Source organism: Hamadaea sp. NPDC050747 (genome assembly GCF_040654195.1).
Classification (GTDB): domain Bacteria; phylum Actinomycetota; class Actinomycetes; order Mycobacteriales; family Micromonosporaceae; genus Hamadaea.
The window spans coordinates 404,504-422,325 of sequence record NZ_JBFAHM010000007.1; the positions used below are offsets into that span (position 1 = coordinate 404,504).

15 protein-coding genes and 2 tRNA genes are annotated in these 17,822 nt (G+C 69.6%); 10 read left to right on the forward strand and 7 right to left on the reverse strand.

Annotated elements, in window-relative coordinates; translation table 11 throughout:
* Positions 1–244: 244 nt before the first annotated feature.
* A tRNA-Glu gene (locus AB0H43_RS19300) sits at positions 245–317 on the reverse strand.
* A 100-nt stretch (positions 318–417) separates the two neighbouring features.
* Positions 418–489: transfer RNA gene (locus AB0H43_RS19305), tRNA-Gln, on the reverse strand.
* A 100-nt stretch (positions 490–589) separates the two neighbouring features.
* On the opposite strand from AB0H43_RS19305, the gene AB0H43_RS19310 reads away from it, so the two are divergent.
* On the forward strand, positions 590–1,264 hold the full coding sequence (locus AB0H43_RS19310; RefSeq protein WP_360000735.1) for a DUF1345 domain-containing protein: 675 nt from the start codon (positions 590–592) through the stop codon (positions 1,262–1,264).
* Here the strand turns inward: AB0H43_RS19310 and AB0H43_RS19315 are convergent.
* Entirely contained in the window at positions 1,261–2,073 is an 813-nt protein-coding gene (locus AB0H43_RS19315; RefSeq protein ID WP_360000736.1) for a fumarylacetoacetate hydrolase family protein, read from the reverse strand. The genes AB0H43_RS19310 and AB0H43_RS19315 overlap by 4 nt on opposite strands.
* A 68-nt stretch (positions 2,074–2,141) precedes the next feature.
* Here AB0H43_RS19315 and AB0H43_RS19320 point away from each other — a divergent pair, with 68 nt between their 5' ends.
* Positions 2,142–2,999: a 3-methyladenine DNA glycosylase gene (locus AB0H43_RS19320; protein WP_360000738.1), complete on the forward strand. Its 858-nt coding sequence runs from the start codon at positions 2,142–2,144 to the stop codon at positions 2,997–2,999.
* Between the two features lie 67 nt (positions 3,000–3,066).
* Here AB0H43_RS19320 and AB0H43_RS19325 read toward each other — a convergent pair whose 3' ends face one another.
* The 3 genes from AB0H43_RS19325 to glnA form a co-directional block, all read right to left on the reverse strand.
* The gene (locus AB0H43_RS19325; RefSeq protein ID WP_360000740.1) at positions 3,067–4,026 is read right to left on the reverse strand and encodes a hypothetical protein; all 960 of its coding nucleotides are present in this window, start codon (positions 4,024–4,026) and stop codon (positions 3,067–3,069) included.
* Positions 4,023–4,343, reverse strand: coding sequence for a PadR family transcriptional regulator (locus AB0H43_RS19330; RefSeq protein ID WP_360000742.1), 321 nt, complete (start codon positions 4,341–4,343; stop codon positions 4,023–4,025). Before AB0H43_RS19330 ends, AB0H43_RS19325 begins: the two co-directional genes overlap by 4 nt.
* Before the next feature lie 82 nt (positions 4,344–4,425).
* Complete coding sequence (gene glnA / locus AB0H43_RS19335; protein WP_360000744.1) at positions 4,426–5,778, reverse strand: type I glutamate--ammonia ligase; 1,353 nt, start codon at positions 5,776–5,778, stop codon at positions 4,426–4,428.
* Positions 5,779–5,948: 170 nt separating this feature from the next.
* Here glnA and AB0H43_RS19340 point away from each other — a divergent pair, with 170 nt between their 5' ends.
* The 8 genes from AB0H43_RS19340 to AB0H43_RS19375 all read left to right on the forward strand — a co-directional run bounded on the left by AB0H43_RS19340 (position 5,949) and on the right by AB0H43_RS19375 (position 16,664).
* The gene (locus AB0H43_RS19340; protein WP_360000746.1) at positions 5,949–6,704 is read left to right on the forward strand and encodes a hypothetical protein; all 756 of its coding nucleotides are present in this window, start codon (positions 5,949–5,951) and stop codon (positions 6,702–6,704) included.
* 15 nt (positions 6,705–6,719) lie between these two features.
* Positions 6,720–7,631: a hypothetical protein gene (locus AB0H43_RS19345; RefSeq protein WP_360000748.1), complete on the forward strand. Its 912-nt coding sequence runs from the start codon at positions 6,720–6,722 to the stop codon at positions 7,629–7,631.
* Complete coding sequence (locus tag AB0H43_RS19350; protein ID WP_360000750.1) at positions 7,628–8,644, forward strand: cation:proton antiporter; 1,017 nt, start codon at positions 7,628–7,630, stop codon at positions 8,642–8,644. Before AB0H43_RS19345 ends, AB0H43_RS19350 begins: the two co-directional genes overlap by 4 nt.
* Positions 8,645–8,648: 4 nt before the next feature.
* On the forward strand, positions 8,649–10,418 hold the full coding sequence (locus tag AB0H43_RS19355) for an NAD+ synthase (RefSeq protein ID WP_360000752.1): 1,770 nt from the start codon (positions 8,649–8,651) through the stop codon (positions 10,416–10,418).
* Between the two features lie 84 nt (positions 10,419–10,502).
* A complete protein-coding gene (locus AB0H43_RS19360; protein ID WP_360000754.1) occupies positions 10,503–11,897 on the forward strand; it encodes a trehalose-6-phosphate synthase in 1,395 nt (464 codons plus the stop codon).
* Positions 11,897–14,449 carry a trehalose-phosphatase gene (gene otsB, locus AB0H43_RS19365; RefSeq protein WP_360000756.1) on the forward strand — a complete coding sequence of 851 codons (2,553 nt, stop codon included), beginning with the start codon at positions 11,897–11,899 and terminating at the stop codon, positions 14,447–14,449. Before AB0H43_RS19360 ends, otsB begins: the two co-directional genes overlap by 1 nt.
* A 379-nt stretch (positions 14,450–14,828) precedes the next feature.
* Positions 14,829–15,476 (forward strand): hypothetical protein, encoded by a 648-nt coding sequence (locus tag AB0H43_RS19370; RefSeq protein WP_360000758.1) that lies wholly within the window; start codon positions 14,829–14,831, stop codon positions 15,474–15,476.
* A 27-nt stretch (positions 15,477–15,503) separates the two neighbouring features.
* Positions 15,504–16,664: a beta-propeller fold lactonase family protein gene (locus tag AB0H43_RS19375; RefSeq protein WP_360000760.1), complete on the forward strand. Its 1,161-nt coding sequence runs from the start codon at positions 15,504–15,506 to the stop codon at positions 16,662–16,664.
* Positions 16,665–16,882: 218 nt separating this feature from the next.
* Here the strand turns inward: AB0H43_RS19375 and AB0H43_RS19380 are convergent, their stop codons facing one another.
* Entirely contained in the window at positions 16,883–17,815 is a 933-nt protein-coding gene (locus AB0H43_RS19380) for a polysaccharide deacetylase family protein (protein WP_360000762.1), read from the reverse strand.
* Between the last annotated feature and the right edge of the window lie 7 nt (positions 17,816–17,822).

Here is a 17,822-nt window from a genome sequence, read left to right on the forward strand (position 1 = left end):
TTAGTTCAATCACAACTTGGGGTGGGGGGTGTTAATAGATACTGGCGTGTGTGTGGGGTGCCGCCCCCGGTGGTTGGGGCGCTGGATCTGGGTTCTGGGTCGAATCTTGGACCAAGATTCGACCCGGAACCCTGATCCAGCGCAGAAGCGAACCCTGATCCAGCGCAGAAGCACCGACGGCGCAGCAAGCACAAGCGCAGTGCAACGAGAAGCGCCGCACCCCGAGGAGTGCGGCGCTTGTCTGTAGCCCCGACCGGATTCGAACCGGCGCTACCGCCTTGAGAGGGCGGCGTCCTAGGCCGCTAGACGACGGGGCCGTAGAACTTTCCGTATTCACACTTTTGCCGCCTTCCGGCGGCGAACTGAACCTTACCAGATCCAGCTCCCTCGCGCGAAATCGCTGTTCGCGCTCGGTTGCTGGGGTACCAGGACTCGAACCTAGACTAACTGAACCAGAATCAGTTGGGCTGCCAATTACCCCATACCCCATTGGCACCTTGCGGTGCCGAGGAGGAACTTTACCCGACCGGCTCGGGACGCGCCAAACCGGTATCCCCCTGCGTTTCGTGAGGCGCACTACGCTGCGGGTGTGGTCGATGTCCTTCCCGCCTGGCTGCGCCCCACCCGGGGCGAACACCGTACGCCGGCCGCGCTCGCCGTGCTGGTGATGATCGGCTTGCAGCTCAAGGTTTCGCACGCGCTCGACGTCCGTCCCGGCTGGCTGATTCCGGCCGTCGAGGGCGTACTGCTGCTGGTGCTGCTCCTGTCGAATCCGGGCCGGGTGAACCGGGAGACCCGCTGGCTTCGGTGGCTCGGGCTGACCCTGGTCGCGGCGGCCAGCGTCGCCAACGCGTACGCCGCCGGCCGGCTCGTCTATGACATCGCCACGAAGCACGACGAGGTACGCGGGCTGTCGCCGGGCGTCCTGCTGTTGACCGGCGGGGCGGTCTGGCTCACGAACGTCATCGTCTTCGGGCTCTGGTACTGGGAACTCGATTCGGGCGGTCCGGCAGCGCGCGCGAACGCCCGCAAGGACCGGCCCGACTTCCTCTTCCCGCAGATGACCGCCCGGGATCTGGCGAAGCCGGACTGGGAGCCCGGCTTCGTCGACTACTTCTACGTCTCGTTCACCAACGCGACGGCGTTCAGCCCCACCGACACCATGCCGATGAGCCGCTGGGCCAAGCTGACCATGATGTTCGAGTCGGCGGTCTCCGTCACCGTGGTCGCTCTGGTCGTCGCCCGCGCGATCAACGTGCTTTAGAGGTTCAGCACCGGGTTCGTGAGCGTGCCCACACCTTCGACACTCACCGTGACGATGTCGCCCTCGGTCAGCGGGCCGACCCCGGCCGGCGTACCGGTGAGGATCACGTCTCCCGGCAGCAGCGTCATGACGTGCGACACGTAGGAGATCAGGGTCGCCACGTCGAAGACGAACTGGCTGGTGCGGCCGAGTTGGCGTACCTCCGGCTCGTCACCGGCGCGACCCACCTCGCAGCGCACCTCCAGGTCGGAGACGTCGATCCCGGTGGTGATCCACGGACCGAGCGGGCAGAACGAGTCGAACCCCTTGGCCCGGGTGAACTGCACGTCGGCCTTCTGCAGGTCGCGGGCGGTGACGTCGTTGGCGCACGTGTAGCCGAAGACCGTCTTGAGCGCGTCGGCCCGGTCGACCCGGCGCGCACCGGTGGCGCCGATCACGACGGCCAGTTCGGCCTCGTGCTCGACCTGGTGCGACTGCGGCGGCAGCCGGATCGGGTCGTTCGGCCCGATGACCGCCGTCGTCGGCTTGAGGAACAGCAACGGCTCCTTGGGCACCGCGTTGCCGAGTTCGGCGGCGTGCTCGGCGTAGTTGCGGCCGACGCAGACGACCTTGCTGGGCAGGATCGGCGACAGCAGCCGCACGTCGGCCAGCGCCCAGCGCTCGCCCGTGAAATCCAGCTCGCCGAACGGATGGCCCTTGATCGCCGCGACGGTCAGGCCCTCGGTCCCGCCGGAGTCGCCGGTCGGGGACGAGCCCTCGACGACGCCGAAGGACATCCCGCCGGAATGAACAAAGCGTGCGATCCGCACCACAACCCCCAGTACTTCGCGATCTCCCGCGATCTCCAACGCCCAATCTATCGCCGTACCCTGGGACCGTGAGCGAGAAGGTCCTGCCGACCGAGCGGTGGCGCCGACGCCAGGCCGCGCACGAGGCCCGCGTGGACCACTGGCTCGGCCACCACCTGGCCCGTCGCCGCGACGGCGTGAAACACCCGGTCGAGGACTTCCTGTTCACGTACTACTCGCATCGCCCGGCGCAGCTCCGCCGCTGGCATCCGGGTTTCGGCGTGGTCCTGGCCGACGGTCCGGCTCAGCCGCCGTACGTCACGGCCGCCGGCGGCACGACCGTCGACCCGGAGCTGCTGCGCCGTCGCGCGGACTCGATCCGCTGGATCCGTGACCTGCTCGCGGCGACCGCCTCGCGGCCGCCCCAGCTCGGCTGCTTCGGCCTGCACGAGTGGGCCATGGTCTACCGCCAAACCCAGGAGCAGGTCCGCCACAACGCCTGGCCGCTGCGCCTCTCCCCGGCCGCGACCGCCCAGGTCGTCGAAGAGCGAGGGGTACGCTGCACGCACTTCGACGCGTACCGATTCTTCACCGAGCCGGCCCGTCCGCTGAACATCCTGACGCCCACCCGCGACCGCCAGCCGGAGTTGGAGCAGCCGGGCTGCCTGCACGCCACCATGGACCTGTACAAGTGGGCGTACAAGCTGTCCCCGCTCGTGCCGAGCGAACTGGTGGCGGACTGCTTCGAGCTGTCCCGGGCCGTCCGCGAACTCGACATGCAGGCCAGCCCTTACGACCTGGCCGATCTCGGCTACGAACCGGTCCGGATCGAGACGCCGGAGGGGCGGGCGGCGTACGCCCTGCGCCAGAAGGACTTCGCCGAGCGCGCCGCTCCGCTTCGCGCCCGGCTCATCGAAGCCTGCGACACCCTCCTCGCGACGGCGTGATCATTGCGCCAGCCATGCTGTTTGAGCGGACAAATCGCCGCGCGAAGCAGCATGGCTGACGCAATGATCAGCGGGTGGGGGTGGTGGTGGGGGTTGCGGTGGGGGTGGCGGACGGGGTGGCGGTGGTGGGGGTGGCGGTGGGATCGCCGGTCGGCGACTCGCTCGGGAACAGGCCCTGGTGGCGGCACAACCGGGCCAGGACCGGCCAGCGCTCGTACTCCCAGGTCAGGATGGCGTCACAGTTGTGGATCTTCGCGTCCACGTAGGACTCGCTGTCCAGGTTGATCACGGAGACCTGGTTGAGCACCTGGCCCCTGGAGTCCACCACCACGAGGTTGCCGCCGCCCTGCCAGGAGGCGTCGACCCATTGGCCGGGGTACTCCTGGTAGTAGCCGCCGCCGTATTCCCGGGTCGCCTGGTCGTCGACGTTGACGAGGAGGCCGATCCCGAACAGCACGAGTCCGGCGGAGACCACGCCGGAGCCGACCCGCTGCCAGCGCTTGACTCGGGTCGCCGCGGTGCGGCCCAGCCAGACCGACGCGACGATCATCGCCAGGGCCACGATCAGTCCACCCACGACGCTGTCGCCGATCCGGGGCAGCGCGCCTTCCGGGCCACTGCCTCCGGAGAGGACCTCACACAGGATCCAGGCCGCGAGGTAGCCCCGGAGCACCCACCAGGCGGGGCGGAGCAACCGGCCGAACTCGGTCAGGCTCGCGTACCCGATGATTCTGCCGATCTGGCGATCGGTGGTCCGCAGCCGCCCCTTGGCCTGGGCCACCGCGGTGGACAGGCGGGCCCCCCGGCTGGCCGGGACCGACGCGCCGAGGGTGGCGCGCAGCTCGGCGGCGTAGGCGGCCGGCGGGCCGAGCCGATCCTCCAGCGAGCCGCCCTCCGCCTCGACCTCGGCCGCGACCTCGGCGAGGTGCGCGGGCAGGTCTTCCAGCAGCTCGGCGCGGATGTCGTCGGGCAGGTCGGCGAGCGCCGCACCGACGGCGGCCGCGTAGTGCGCAATGTCGAGGTTCATCGGCTCTCCAGCAGGGCGTCCATCGTGGCGGCGAACCCGCGCCAGATCTCGCCGCCGTTTTTCAGCTGGCTGCGACCGGACGGGTTCAGCGAGTAGTACTTCCGGTGCGGCCCCTCCTCGGAGGGGACCACGTAGGTCGTGAGATAGCCGGCCGCGAAGAGGCGGCGCAGCGTGCCGTAGACCGAGGCGTCGCCGATCTCGTCCAGCCCGGCGCTCCGCAGGCGGCGCAGGATGTCGTAACCGTAGCCGTCCTCCTCCCGGAGGACCGCGAGCACGGCGAGATCGAGGACGCCCTTGAGGAGCTGGGTCGTATCCACGCACCGCACACTACTGCGCTTACCGAAGTACCGTCAACAAAAGAGAACCCGCCACGCCGTGGCGCAGCGGGTTCTTTCGTGGTTACAGCGCGCCGAGGTAGCGACGCCGCTCGTAGGGCGTGACCTCGCGGCGGTACTCCTCCCACTCGGCTCGCTTGTTCCGCAGGAAGAAGTCGAAGACGTGCTCGCCCAGCACCTCGGCGACCAGTTCGGACCCGGCCATCACGTCGATCGCCTCGGCCAGGTTCTCCGGCAAGGACTCGTAGCCCATCGCCTTGCGCTCGGAGTTGGACAGCGACCAGACGTCGTCCTCCGCCCCCGGCGGCAGTTCGTAGCCGGCCTCGATGCCCTTCAGCCCCGCGCCCAACAGGACCGCGTACGCCAGATAGGGGTTGCACGCGCTGTCGAGCGAGCGCACCTCGACCCGGGCCGAGTTGGGCTTGCCGTACGCCGGAACCCGCACGAGCGCCGACCGGTTCCGGTGCCCCCAGCACACGTACGCCGGGGCCTCCGTGATGCGGTCGGGCAGCTGCTGCGGGAAGAGCCGCTTGTAGGAGTTGACCCACTGGTTGGTGACCGCGGTGAATTCGCGCGCATGGGTGAGGATGCCGGCGATGAACGCCCGGGCGACGTCCGAGAGCTTGTACGGGTCGGCCGGGTCATGGAAGGCGTTGCGCTCCCCCTCGAACAGCGAGAGGTGGGTGTGCATGCCGCTGCCGGGCTGGTCGGTGAACGGCTTCGGCATGAAGGTCGCCTGCACGCCGTGCGACAGCGCCACTTCCCGCATCACGTGCCGGAAGGTCATGATGTTGTCCGCCGTGGTCAGCGCGTCGGCGTACCGAAGGTCGATCTCCTGCTGGCCGGGCGCGACCTCGTGGTGACTGAACTCCACCGAGATGCCGATCCGCTCCAGGGCCAGTACCGCCTGACGCCGGAAGTCCCGGGCGATCGCGTGCGTGGTGTGGTCGAAGTAGCCGCCGGAGTCGACCGGCGTCGGCACGCCGCCGTCGTTCGGGCCGCCTTCCAGCAGGAAGAACTCGATCTCGGGGTGGGTGTAGAAGGTGAAGCCCTTCTCCGCCGCCTTCGACAGCGACCGGCGCAGCACGTGCCGCGGGTCGGCCCAGCTGGCGTTGCCGTCCGGCAGCAGGATGTCGCAGAACATCCGGGCGCTCTCCCCGGACGAGCCGCCCTCGAACGGGAAGACCTGGAACGTGGTGGGGTCGGGCATGGCCACCATGTCGGACTCGTAGACCCGGGCGAAGCCCTCGATCGCCGAGCCGTCGAAGCCGATGCCCTCGTCGAAGGCGGCTTCCAGCTCGGCCGGCGCGACGCTGACCGATTTCAGGGTGCCGAGGACGTCGGTGAACCACAACCGGACAAATCGGATGTCGCGCTCTTCCAACGTACGGAGCACGAACTCCTGCTGACGGTCCACGGCGTACGACCCCTCTTGGCACGGCTGTCTCTGCTTGCGCTGGCGCGAGGAGGCCGCTCACGGCTCCGCAGCGCGCGCCAGACTGTCGGTCAGTCAACACCGATCACGTTACGCGGGTGTTACCGGGGCTGCTCACGTCACGCCCGGAAAGCCCAGGCGTTGATCAGCACGTGGCAAAGCTGTACCTCTCACCCGCCCGCCGGAACGCCGTGCTCACCGGCATCGTGACGGGTGGCGCCGCCGTCGTCGCGCTGAGCGTCCTGGCCGTCATCGGCTTGCGGCCCAGCGAACCGGTCTCGGCACCGACCGGACCGGCGTCGGCCGCGCCCAGCTTGCAGACGGCCTTGCTGGAGGCCGGCGACCTGCCCGCCGCCTTCGAGGTTCGGCCGACGCCCACGAAGGTACGCCCGGCGAAGCGTACGGAGCGGTGCCAGAATCTCGTCGCCGATCCGGCTTCGCTGCTGCGTTCCCTGCTGCCGTCGCCCAGCATGTCTCCGGCGCCGGTGGCGGCCCGGCACGTCGGCGCCCACGACGATGTGCTGGATCAGGCGGTGCAGATCTTCGGGCGCGGCCAGGCGACCGAGGTGGTGGACGCCATCCGCCAGACCGCCAAGTCCTGCGGCACCTTCACGGCCCGCCTCGACGACGGCACGAAAGCCCGGGTGCGGCTCACTTCGACCAGTGTGGAGAGTCTGCTCATCGGGGACGCGTACACCGTGAGCATGACGCTGACGACGAAGGCCGGGCAGCAGACCGGCTACCTCGCGATCAGCCGGGTCGGCGACACGGTCTCGGTGCTGCGGCGTACCGGGCCGGCCGGTGGACCGGCGTTGGACCGCCAGGTCCAGGACCTGGTCGGCCGGGCGCTCGACAAGCTCGCGGTGCTGGGCGATCCGTTGCTGGGCACCGCACCGGCGCATCGCTGACCTACTATGCCGGGGGTGCCCCTCACCCCCTCCTGGACCCGCAAGCTCGCCGCCATCCTGGTCGGTTCGCTCGTCGTCCCGATCGCGGTCGAGTTCCTGCTCGCGCTGATCAAGGGCGAGTCCTACAACCTCAGCCGGGCCGCGACCGTGGTCGGCGTCGTCGGCCTGATCTCGCTCGTGCTCTACCTGAGCCGGCCGTCGATGGTCACCTTCCGCCTCAGCATGGCGGTCTTCCTGCTGGCCGCGGGGATCATGCTCGCGCTCTACGGCTTCCTCATCGCCTCGGTCGACGGCATGTTCAACGGCCGCGTCGCCCACGCCGCGGTGGGCGCGGTCTCGGTCTGCTTCGGCCTGATCGTCGGTTCCATCGGCGTGTACGCCTTCGGCGACGCGTGGCGGCACCAGCCGGTCACCGTCCCCGACCAGGCGACCCCGGCCCGATCGGTCAACGTCAAGCGGTTCGCCACCTATCGCCCGGAAGCGCACCAGAATCTGGCCGAGCTGTGCCGCAGCCGGTTGTCCGCCGGGGATCTGCATTACGTCGCGTACTACGCCGGGCACGACTGCGTCTTCCGGGTCGACATGCTCGACGACCCCGCGCTGGGGTCCTTCCACGGGCTCGTCGAGTCGCACGCCCGGCGGGAGGCGTACGACCGGCAGGGTCCGGCCGTCGAGGCGGCGCTGGAGAGCTTCAACCGCACCTTCAGCGACCTCGACGTGGGCGTCCTGATCCGGCTCGTGCTCGACGTGGAACGCGGGGCGGTCTACTACTTCACGGTCGACCGCGACACCGGCCGCTACCTCGTGGCGGTCACCCTCGATCAGGAACAGGTCCACCGCACGGACGCCAAGGTCGCCAAGCTCGTCGACGACCTCCGCCACACGCTGGGCTTCCCCCGGATGACCGAGCTGGAACGGCGCCGGTGAGGCGGGCGGCGCTCCTGCTGGCCACGGCGGCGGCCGGGTTCGGGGCGGCCTGGCTCAGCGGAACGCAGCCGGCCGAGATCATCGCGTACGCCGCCTATCCCTACGTGACGGCGACGTTGCTCGCCATCGGGCTCTACGGCAGCGCGTACGGGATCGACCTGACCGAGGCGCGGCGGGATCGGCGGGTCATCCTGCTCGCCGTGACGGTGGGCGTACTGGTGAAGGCGACGCTGATCGGGGTCGTCCTCGCCCTCGCCTGGCGCGACCCGCTCTTCCTGCTGCTCGGCATCGTCGTGGCGCAGATCGACCCGTTGTCGGTGGCGGCCGCCCTCGGCGACGGGCGGATGTCCGGCCGCGCCCGATCGCTGCTCGCCGCGTGGGCGTCGTTCGACGATCCGCTGACCGTCGTGCTGGCCGTCTCGGCCGCGAGCGTGGTCGGCGACCTCCGCGGGCACCCCGGCGACGGCGTCCTCGCCGGGCTCTCGGCGTACGCCATGGAGCTCGGGGCGAACCTCGCCCTCGCCGTCGGCGCCTTCCTCGCGTACCACTATGGGCCGAAGCGGACCTGGTGGCGCGTGGGCCTGCTCGTGCTCGCGGCGGTCGTGGCGGTCTGGCAGTTGTGGCTCCTGGCGATCGCGTTGGTGGGGTTGTTCCTGCGGCCGCGACGGCTGGCCGCGGCCCTGCCCACGATGGTGAACATCGCGCTCGGCGGCGCGGTGCTGCTGCTCGGCGCGTTGCTGATCGGCGGGGTGGATCCGCTGCGTGGGCTGACCCTGGGACTCGCCGCGTTCGCCGCGCAGTGGGTGGTGGCCGGCTGGCTGACCCGCGGTCTGCCCGCCCTCGACCGGGCGCACCTGCGGCTGGCCCAGCAGAACGGCATCACCGCGATCGTGCTGGCCCTGAAGCTGGAACCGACGTTTCGGGGAGTCGTCGCGGTGGTCGCCCCGGCCATCGTGGTGACGAACGTGACGCACCTCATCGCCAACCAACGGCGGGTGGGAAAGGCACAATGAGGGCATGCCGACACTGCGCATCGCTCTGGCCCAGGTCAACTCCACCGTCGGCGACCTGACCGGCAACGCCACCACCGTGCGCGCCTTCGCGGCGCGTGCTCAGGAGGCCGGTGCCCACCTGGTCGCGTTCCCCGAGATGATGCTGACCGGCTACCCCATCGAGGACTTGACCTTCCGCGAGTCGTTCGTGCAAGCCTCCAAGGCCGCGCTGGCCAAGCTGGCCGAGGAGCTGGCCGCCGACGGGCTCGGGGAACTGGCCGTCGTGGTCGGCTACCTGGACGCCGACGGACCGGCCCGGCTGGGCGCCGACTCGACCGTCCGGCACGGTCCGCGCGACTCGCTAGCCCTGCTGCACCGGGGCTCCGTCGTGACCACCTACGACAAGCACCACCTGCCCAACTACGGCGTCTTCGACGAGGACCGCTACTTCGTCCCCGGCGACACCCTCACCGTCGTCCGAGCGGCCTGGGCCGACGGCACGGCGGCCGACATCGCCCTCAGCGTCTGCGAGGACATCTGGCAGCCGGGCGGTCCGTTCACCGCCGCCGGGGCGGCCAAGGCGTCGCTGGTCGTCAACATCAACGCCTCGCCCTACGAGCGCAACAAGGACGACGTACGCCTCCCCCTGGTGGCACGGCGCGCCGTCGAGGCCGGGGCTGCCGTGGCCTACGTGAACATGGTCGGCGGGCAGGACGAGCTGACCTTCGACGGCGACTCGATCATCGTCGGCCCGACGGGCGAGCTGCTCGCCCGCTCGGGGCAGTTCACCTCCGAACTCCTCGTGCACGACCTGGACCTGCCCGCGGCCGACCCGGAGTGGACTCCGCCCGGCGCCGCGGCCGGCCTGACGCTACGCCTCCAGCCACTGGCCACCAGCTGGGCAGACCCCACCGGCGACCGCGCCGTAGGCGGCGTCGCCGAGCGGCTGCCGGACGAGGCGGAGGTCTGGGGCGCGCTCGTCCTCGGTCTGCGGGACTACGTCGAGAAGAACCGCTTCAAGTCGGTCGTCGTGGCCGTGTCCGGCGGCATCGACTCCGCGGTCGTGGCGGCCATCGCCGTCGACGCGATCGGGCCGAAGCGGGTCGTCGGGGTCAGCATGCCGAGCGCGTACTCGTCGGAGCACTCGAGGAGCGACGCGGCGGACCTGGCCGAGCGCACCGGGCTGGACTACCGCGTCCAGCCCATCGCGCCGATGGTGGACGCCTTCCTCGGCAGCCTGACCCTCACCGGGCTGGCGGAGGAGAACCTGCAGGCCCGCGTACGCGGTGTGGTCCTGATGGCGTTGTCCAATCAGGAGGGTCATCTGGTCCTGACGACCGGCAACAAGAGCGAGCTGGCGGTCGGCTACTCCACCCTCTACGGCGACTCCGTCGGCGGGTTCAACCCGCTCAAGGACGTCCCCAAGACGCTGGTCTGGAAGCTCGCCCGGTGGCGCAACACCGTCGCGCCGGGCGGCATCGCCGCGCCGATCCCGGAGAACTCCATCAGCAAGCCGCCGAGCGCCGAACTGCGCCCGGGCCAGCTGGACTCCGACAGCCTGCCGGACTACGAGGTGCTGGACGCCATCCTGGCCGGCTACGTCGACGGCGACCTCGGCCGGGATCAACTGATCGCGGCCGGGCACGACGCGGCGCTGGTCGACAAGGTCATCCGAATGACGGACGGAGCCGAATACAAGCGCCGTCAGTCCGCCCCGGGCACGAAAATCAGCTTCAAGGCCTTCGGGCGGGACCGCCGCCTGCCGATTACGAACCGGTGGCGCGAAGGGTCCTGAGCAGCGGGTTTACCCAGACATGCCTGGGTACAAACGTCGCGTCCGGGAGAAATAGCGCAAGATCGCCACGATAGGATGCAGGTCATGACGGGACGAAGCTCGTTCGTGGTGGTCGCCAACCGACTTCCGGTCGACGAGGTCCCCGACGAGGAACGGGCCGGCGGACGACGCTGGCGGCGCAGCCCCGGCGGGCTGGTCACCGCGTTGCACCCGGTACTCGTCCAGCGGGACGGCACGTGGATCGGCTGGGCCGGATCGGCCGGGCCGGCGCCCGCGCCGTTCATGGTCGACGGCATCAGGTTGCACCCGGTGCCGCTCGACGCGGACGAGATCGCCCGTTACTACGAGGGCATGTCGAACTCGACGATCTGGCCGCTCTACCACGACGCGGTGGAGCCGCCGATCTTCCGGCGCCGGTGGGCCGCCTCCTACCGGGAGGTCAACGCGCGGTTCGCCGAGGCGGCGGCCCAGGTCGCCGCGCCGAACGCGACCGTCTGGGTCCAGGACTATCAGCTCCAGCTGGTCCCGGCGATGCTCCGCCAGCACCGGCCGGACCTGCGGATCGGGTTCTTCCTGCACATCCCGTTCCCGCCGATCGAGCTGTTCATGCAGCTGCCGCAGCGGGCCGAGATCATGCGCGGACTGCTCGGCGCCGACCTGGTCGGCTTCCAGCAGCGGCTGGCCGCCCAGAACTTCGTCCGGCTGGCCCACCACGTGCTGGGCTGCCCGGTCTCCGGCAGCGTCATCGAGTACGAGGACCGCCGGGTCAAGGCGGCGGCCTTCCCCATCTCGATCGACGTGGGCGAGATCGACCGGCTGGCCGACAACCCGCTGATCCGTACGCGGGCCGAGCAGATCCGCACCGAACTGGGCGAGCCGAAGACCGTCATCCTCGGCGTGGACCGGCTCGACTACACCAAGGGCATCGAGCACCGGTTGAAGGCGTTCCGCGAGCTGCTCGCCGAGGGGCGGCTGACCGTCCCCGAGACGGTGATGGTCCAGGTGGCCACGCCCAGCCGCGAAAGAGTCGAGCATTACCAGGCCTTGCGGGTGAAAGTCGAGCGTGAGGTCGGTCGGATCAACGGCGATTACGGGCGTGTCGGCGTGCCTGCTGTGCATTATCTGCACCAGTCGTACAGTCGCAGTGAACTCGCCGCGCTCTACCGCGCGGCGGACGTCATGATGGTCACTCCACTACGGGACGGCATGAACCTGGTCGCCAAGGAGTACGTCGCCGCCCGCGCGGACGCGGGCGGCGCGCTCGTCTTGAGCGAATTCGCCGGGGCCGCCTCGGAGCTTCGCCAGGCTTTCCTGTGCAACCCACATGACCTGGACGCCGTCAAGGACTCGTTGTTGCGAGCCGTACACGTTGACCCGGACGAAGCCCGCAAACGTATGTCCATCATGCAACGCCACCTACGCCGAAACGACGTGGCGCACTGGGCACGATCGTTCCTCACCGAGCTGGGCAGCCTCTAATGAACACAGCACTTTCCATCGCCGCCGCGGAGAACGTGGTCCCCGCGGACGGCTTCGACCCCGACCTCCGGCTGGCGGTGACCCGGATCGCCCGGGTACCGCAGCTCCTGGTCGCCTGCGACTACGACGGCACCCTCGCGCCGATCGTGGAAGACCCCACCGCGGCCAAACCCCTCCCCGAGGCGGTAGCGGCCATCCGATCCCTCGCCGCTCTCCCCCAGACCACCGTCGCGGTCGTCTCCGGCCGCGCGCTACGTGACCTCGCCGCCCTGTCGCGGCTGCCCAGTGAGGTCCATCTCGTCGGATCGCACGGCTCCGAGTTCGACGTCGGCTTCGTCCAGCGACTCGCCCCCGAACTGGTCGCGTTGCGTACGCGGCTGCAGTCGGAACTCAACTCGATCGCCGCGCAGTTCGAGGGCATCCGGCTGGAGGCCAAACCGGCGTCGATCGCCGTACACACCCGGGGCGTCGAACCGGCGATCGCGGCGGCCGCCGCCGACGCGGTCCGCAAAGGCCCGGCGTCCTGGCCGGACGTGCACGTGACCCATGGCAAGGAGGTCATCGAGCTGTCGGTGATCTCGACGCACAAGGGCACCGCGATCGACGCTCTGCGTACGCAGTTGTCGGCGAGCGCAGTGCTCTTCGTGGGCGACGACGTCACCGACGAGAACGCCTTCAAGCAACTGCACGGTCCCGACGTCGGCATCAAGGTCGGGCCGGGTGAGACCGCAGCGCCGTACCGGGTCGCCGATCCCTTCCAGGCAGCCCGTGTCCTCGGGTTGCTGCTGGAGACGCGGCGGCATTGGCTGTTCGGCGAACGGGCGGTCCCGATCGAGCGGCACTCGATGCTGGCCGACGGCAACACCGTCGCGCTCGTCACCCCGGACGCCCGGATCTCCTGGCTCTGCCACCCGCGACCGGACTCCTCGGCGATCTTCGCCGACCTCGTCGGCGGTTCCCCCGCCGGGCACTTCACGGTCCGCCCGGAACGCGGCGGTACGCCACTCGGCCAGCGTTACCGGCCCGGCACCATGACTGTCGAGACTCGATGGTCAGGGCTGACCGTCACCGACTGGCTCGCCGGGGACTCGTTGATCCGGCGGATCAGCGGAAACGTCCCCGCCATGCTGGAGTTCGCGCCGCGCCCCGGATTCGGGCAAGTGGCGGTCAGCCTGCAGCCCATCGGCGATGGCGGCGTGCTGGTGCTGGGCTCGAACGAGCCGGCCGCGCTCTGCAGCCCGGGAGTGGACTGGGAGATCGACACCGATCGCGGCTCGGCCCGCGCCCGCGTCGACCTCGCCGCGCTCGGCGGAGAGCTGACCCTCGACCTGAAGTTCGGCTCGCACGACGCGACTCCGCACCCGATCCCGTCCGTGGAACGTCTGGAGTCCGCCGAACGGCCCTGGCGGGACTGGGCGAGCACGCTCAAACTGCCGGCCAAGCACCGCGAACTCACCCTCCGCAGCGCGCTGACCCTCCGTGGGCTGTGCCACCAGCCGACGGGCGGCATCCTCGCGGCGGCCACCACGTCGCTGCCCGAGGAGCTGGGCGGCGTACGCAACTGGGACTACCGCTACTGCTGGCTCCGGGATGCGGCGATGACCGCCCGCGCCCTGGTGGACCTCGGTTCGCTGGAGGAGGCCGAGGCGTTCCTGCGCTGGGTCGACGGCTGCGTCGAGCGTACGGGCGGGCACCCGGAGCGGCTGCACCCGCTCTACGGCATCGACGGCTACCCGCTCGGCCCGGAGGCGGTCATCGACACCCTCCCCGGATACGCCGGCTCCCGGCCGGTCCGCGTGGGCAACGCCGCCGACGCCCAACTCCAGCTCGACGTCTTCGGCCCAATCGCCGACCTCCTCGCGGCGGTCGTCGAAAAGCGCGGCAAGGTACGCGACGAGGAGTGGCGAGTCCTCGAGGCGATGGTCCAGGCGGTCGAACGCCGCTGGCACGAGCCCGACCACGGACTCTGGGAAGCCCGCATCGCGCCCCGGCACCACGTGTACTCGAAGGTCATGTGCTGGATGACGGTCGACCGCGCACTGTCGGTCGCCCGGCACCACAGCACCGCCGACCACAGCGGGTGGGTGGCCCTGCGCGACAAGATCGCGGAGAACGTCCTCACCTACGGCTGGAACGAGGAGGTGCAGGCGTACTCGGTGGCCTACGGACATACCGAGATGGACGCGTCGTCCCTCTGGATCGGGCTGTCCGGCCTGCTCGCCGACGACGACCCCCGCTTCCTGTCCACCGTGCTCGCCATCGAAGCCGACCTCCGCAGCGGTCCGGTCGTCTACCGGTACCGGTGGGACGACGGCCTGCCCGGCCGGGAAGGCGGCTTCCACATCTGCACCGCCTGGCTCATCGAGGCCTACCTGCGGACGGGGCGGCGGGCCGACGCCGAGGAGCTCTTCGAGCTGATGATCGACACGGCCGGCCCGACCGGACTGCTGCCCGAGCAGTACGAGCCGGACTCCGAACGCGGCCTGGGCAACCACCCGCAGGCCTACAGCCACCTCGGCCTGATCCGCTGCGCCACCCTGCTCGACTCATAACGCTCCTTCGCCGCTTGTCGGCGCCGGTGCCGCACCGGTCCTGGGGTTGCGCGGGCGGCGGTGATCTCCGGAAGCCTGAGTACCCAACCGCTCTGGGATGAGGTACTCCGACTTCCGGAGATCAACTCTCTGCCGAACACAACCGCACTTCTAGCGATTAATGGGGTCCGCCGAAAAGGCGGACCCCATTTCTTATCCACAGAATGCGGTAATGCGCAGAGTTATCCACAAGAGAATTCGCGAGCGACTTGCGCGACTATTCGGCGAGGGTCTAATTTGCCCTGAGCCAGAAAAAGAGCTTGCCCCGGGTGCTTGCTTTCGCAGAGGCGGTCCCGGGGCTCCTGTGACCATTCTAGCCTGCGCCTAGGAGGATCCGCAAGTGCTTTCAGAAGTCTGTGACGCCATCTCCCCGGCCCGCCTCGCCACGTACTTAAGAGCTACCGGCGGTGACGTTACTGAAGCATTGAGTCTCTACCGCTGGAACCAAGACATTGCAGGCGGCTTTCTGCGGCCATTGTGCAATCTCGAAGTGACGCTCAGAAACGCTCTGGTCGAGCAACTGGAGATTCTGGCCCGACCTCATCAGTGGTGGGAGCACTGCGTTCTGGGGCAGGATCCGAAGTCTCGCATCAAGCTCAACGAGGCCATGGCGCGGCTGCGATACAACCGGCGAGCACTCACCAAAGACACTCTGGTCGCTGAGATGATGCTCGGGTTCTGGGTCGGACTCCTCGATTCCCAGTTCGACGCCGAGCTGTGGCGGCGCGGTCTGCACCGGGCCTTTCCGCACTACCACGGCCCACGGGGCACCCTGCGGGCCGAACTGAAGTTCGTCCTCCATCTGAGGAACCGGATCGGGCACCACGAGCCCATCTACCATCGCCACCTCGCCGCCGATCACCTCACGATCCACCGGCTGCTCGGATATCTGTCGCCCGAGATGCGCGGATGGAGTCTGACGCAGGACCCACTGCCGGTCCTGATCGGCGGAAACCCGGTGCCACGCCAGCGAATTGCCGCCCCTTAGCCACAAATCACACATATCGTCACCAGGGTGCGTCGATACACCGCCGTCCTGCTGATCTGTGCCCTAGCGCTCCCCGCGGCCTGCGCGGACAGCCCGCGCAAGGACACCGCCGACACCGCCGCTCCCCTGGCAAGCGCAAGCTCGGGCGGGAGTCCGAGCGCGAGCCCGACCACCGGCAAACTCAACGTGTACGCCGACGCAGCGGCCAATCTCCTGCGCGCGGATGTCAAGGCGGACAAGGCCTTGGTCTACGTGCCGAACACGCAGAGCGACGATGTGGACGTCATCGATCCGGTCACCTACAAGGTGGTCGACCACTTCTACGGGGGCGCCGAACCGCAGCACGTCGTGCCGTCCTACGACATGCGTACGCTCTATGTCACGTCGAGCCGGGTACCGGGCGGGTCAGTGCTGCCGATCGATCCCCGGACGGGCAAGCCGGGGAAGATCATCCCGGTGCAGGACGTCTACAACCTCTACTTCACCCCGGACGGCAAGTACGCCTGGGTGGTGGCCGAGGCGTACCAGCGGATCGACTTCTACGACCCGAAGTCGTGGAAGCTGGTGAAGTCGGCGAGTTTCCCCCAGTGCGAGGGGATCAATCACATGGACTTCACCGTCGACGGCAAGCTGGCCCTGGCCAGTTGCGAGTTCGCGAACAGGATGGTCGTGATCGACGTGGCGGCCGGCAAACTGGTCCGGGATCTGCCGCTCGACGTGGTGCCCGACGGGATGCCGCAGGACACGCGGCTGCTGCCGGACGGGTCGGCGTTCTTCACCGCCGACATGCACGCGAACGGGGTCTACGTCTTCGACGCGCAGGCGAATCGGCGTACCGGCTTCATTGCGACCGGGCGCGGCGCGCACGGCATCTACTTCAGCCGCGACGGCAAGCGCGCCTTCGTCTCGAACCGGGACGAGGGCAGCATCTCCGTGCTGGACGTGGCGACCCGCAAGCCGATCACGAAGTGGCGGATCCCCGGCGGCGGCAGCCCGGACATGGGCGCGGTCTCGGCCGACGGGAAGACGTTGTGGCTGGCCGGTCGCTACCACAGCGAGGTCTACGCGATCGACACGAACACCGGTCAGCTCCGGGCGCGCATTCCGGTCGGCTCCGGTCCGCACGGACTGCTCGTCTGGCCGCAGCCGGGCCAGTACTCCCTCGGCCACACGAGCAACATCCGCTGAGCCGCCGTTCGCCCCGCCCGTTCGCGCCGCCCGTTCGCGTTTTCCGGGATAACGCGGTCTCAGCCCGCCCTGAAGCCAGCGTTATCCCGGAAAACGCGGCAAGCCGCGTGGAGCCGGCGTCAGACCTCGCGGCAAGCCGCGTGGAGCCGGCATCAGACCTCGCGGCAAGCCGCGTCGAGCCGGCGTCAGACCTCGCGGCAAGCCGCGTGGAGCCGGGGTCAGACCTGCCCCGCGTGCAGCGGCCGGCTGACGCCGTAGAGCTTCGGCGGATCGACGCCGGGCGGGAGCGCCTCCAGGTGGAAACGGGTCACCAGGTTCGGCAGCACGGACCGCAGCGCGGTCACGGTGTTCTGCCGGTTGCCGCCGCCGTCGTGCATCAGCACGATCGAGCCCGGCATGGTGTGGCTGATGACGGTCATCGCGATGCTCCGGGACGGCGGTTTCGCCCAGTCCCGCGGGTCCACCTGCCAGTGCAGCGGGCTCATGCCCAGGCTGGTCGCGGCCGCGACGACCGCCGGGGTCCAGGCTCCGCCCGGTTGCCGGAAGTAGGAGACCCGGGCGCCCGGGACCGCGCGGTGGATGGCGTCGTTGGTCCGCCGCAGGTCCGCGGTGATCGCGGCCTCGCCGCGCAGCCCCAGGCCCACGTCGTGCTGCCAGCTGTGATTGCACAGCGTGTGGCCTTCGGCCACGATCTGCCGGACCAACTGCGGGAACTCCGCCGCCATCACGCCGATCACGCAGAAGGTCGCCTTGATGTGGTACGCCCGGAGCAGGTCCAGCACCTGGGGCGTCCATTGGGGGTCGGGCCCGTCGTCGAAGGTCAGCGCGATGTCGGGATAGCCGGTGGTGACCCGGCTGCCGAAGGGTCCACGGGCCTCCCGGGGCAGCGGTGGCCGGTTCGGTCCGGTGATCGGTACGCGCCGGGGCGCGGGGACCGCCGCGAGCGCCGGACCCTGGGCCACTCCGGCCTGGGTGCCTTCCTTGGCGAGCTCCTCCGCGGGCGCGGCGCTGGAAGTGGGTGCGGCGTGGGGGGCGGTACGCGGTTCAGCGGCCGTCATCCGGCCCAGGATGTGCCCGCTGCCGAGCAGTGCGACGACCACTCCGGCCAGGCCGACCCACTTGATTCCCCCAAGTTTGCCTCTAGCGCTCACTCACTAG

Bases quoted from the DNA above. Each gene is read 5' to 3' on its own strand.
- AB0H43_RS19325 (WP_360000740.1), bottom strand. From the start codon at position 4,026: ATGAACCTCGACATTGCGCACTACGCGGCCGCCGTCGGTGCGGCGCTC.
- AB0H43_RS19355 (WP_360000752.1), top strand. From the start codon at position 8,649: ATGCCGACACTGCGCATCGCTCTGGCCCAGGTCAACTCCACCGTCGGC.
- AB0H43_RS19360 (WP_360000754.1), top strand. From the start codon at position 10,503: ATGACGGGACGAAGCTCGTTCGTGGTGGTCGCCAACCGACTTCCGGTC.
- otsB (WP_360000756.1), top strand. From the start codon at position 11,897: ATGAACACAGCACTTTCCATCGCCGCCGCGGAGAACGTGGTCCCCGCG.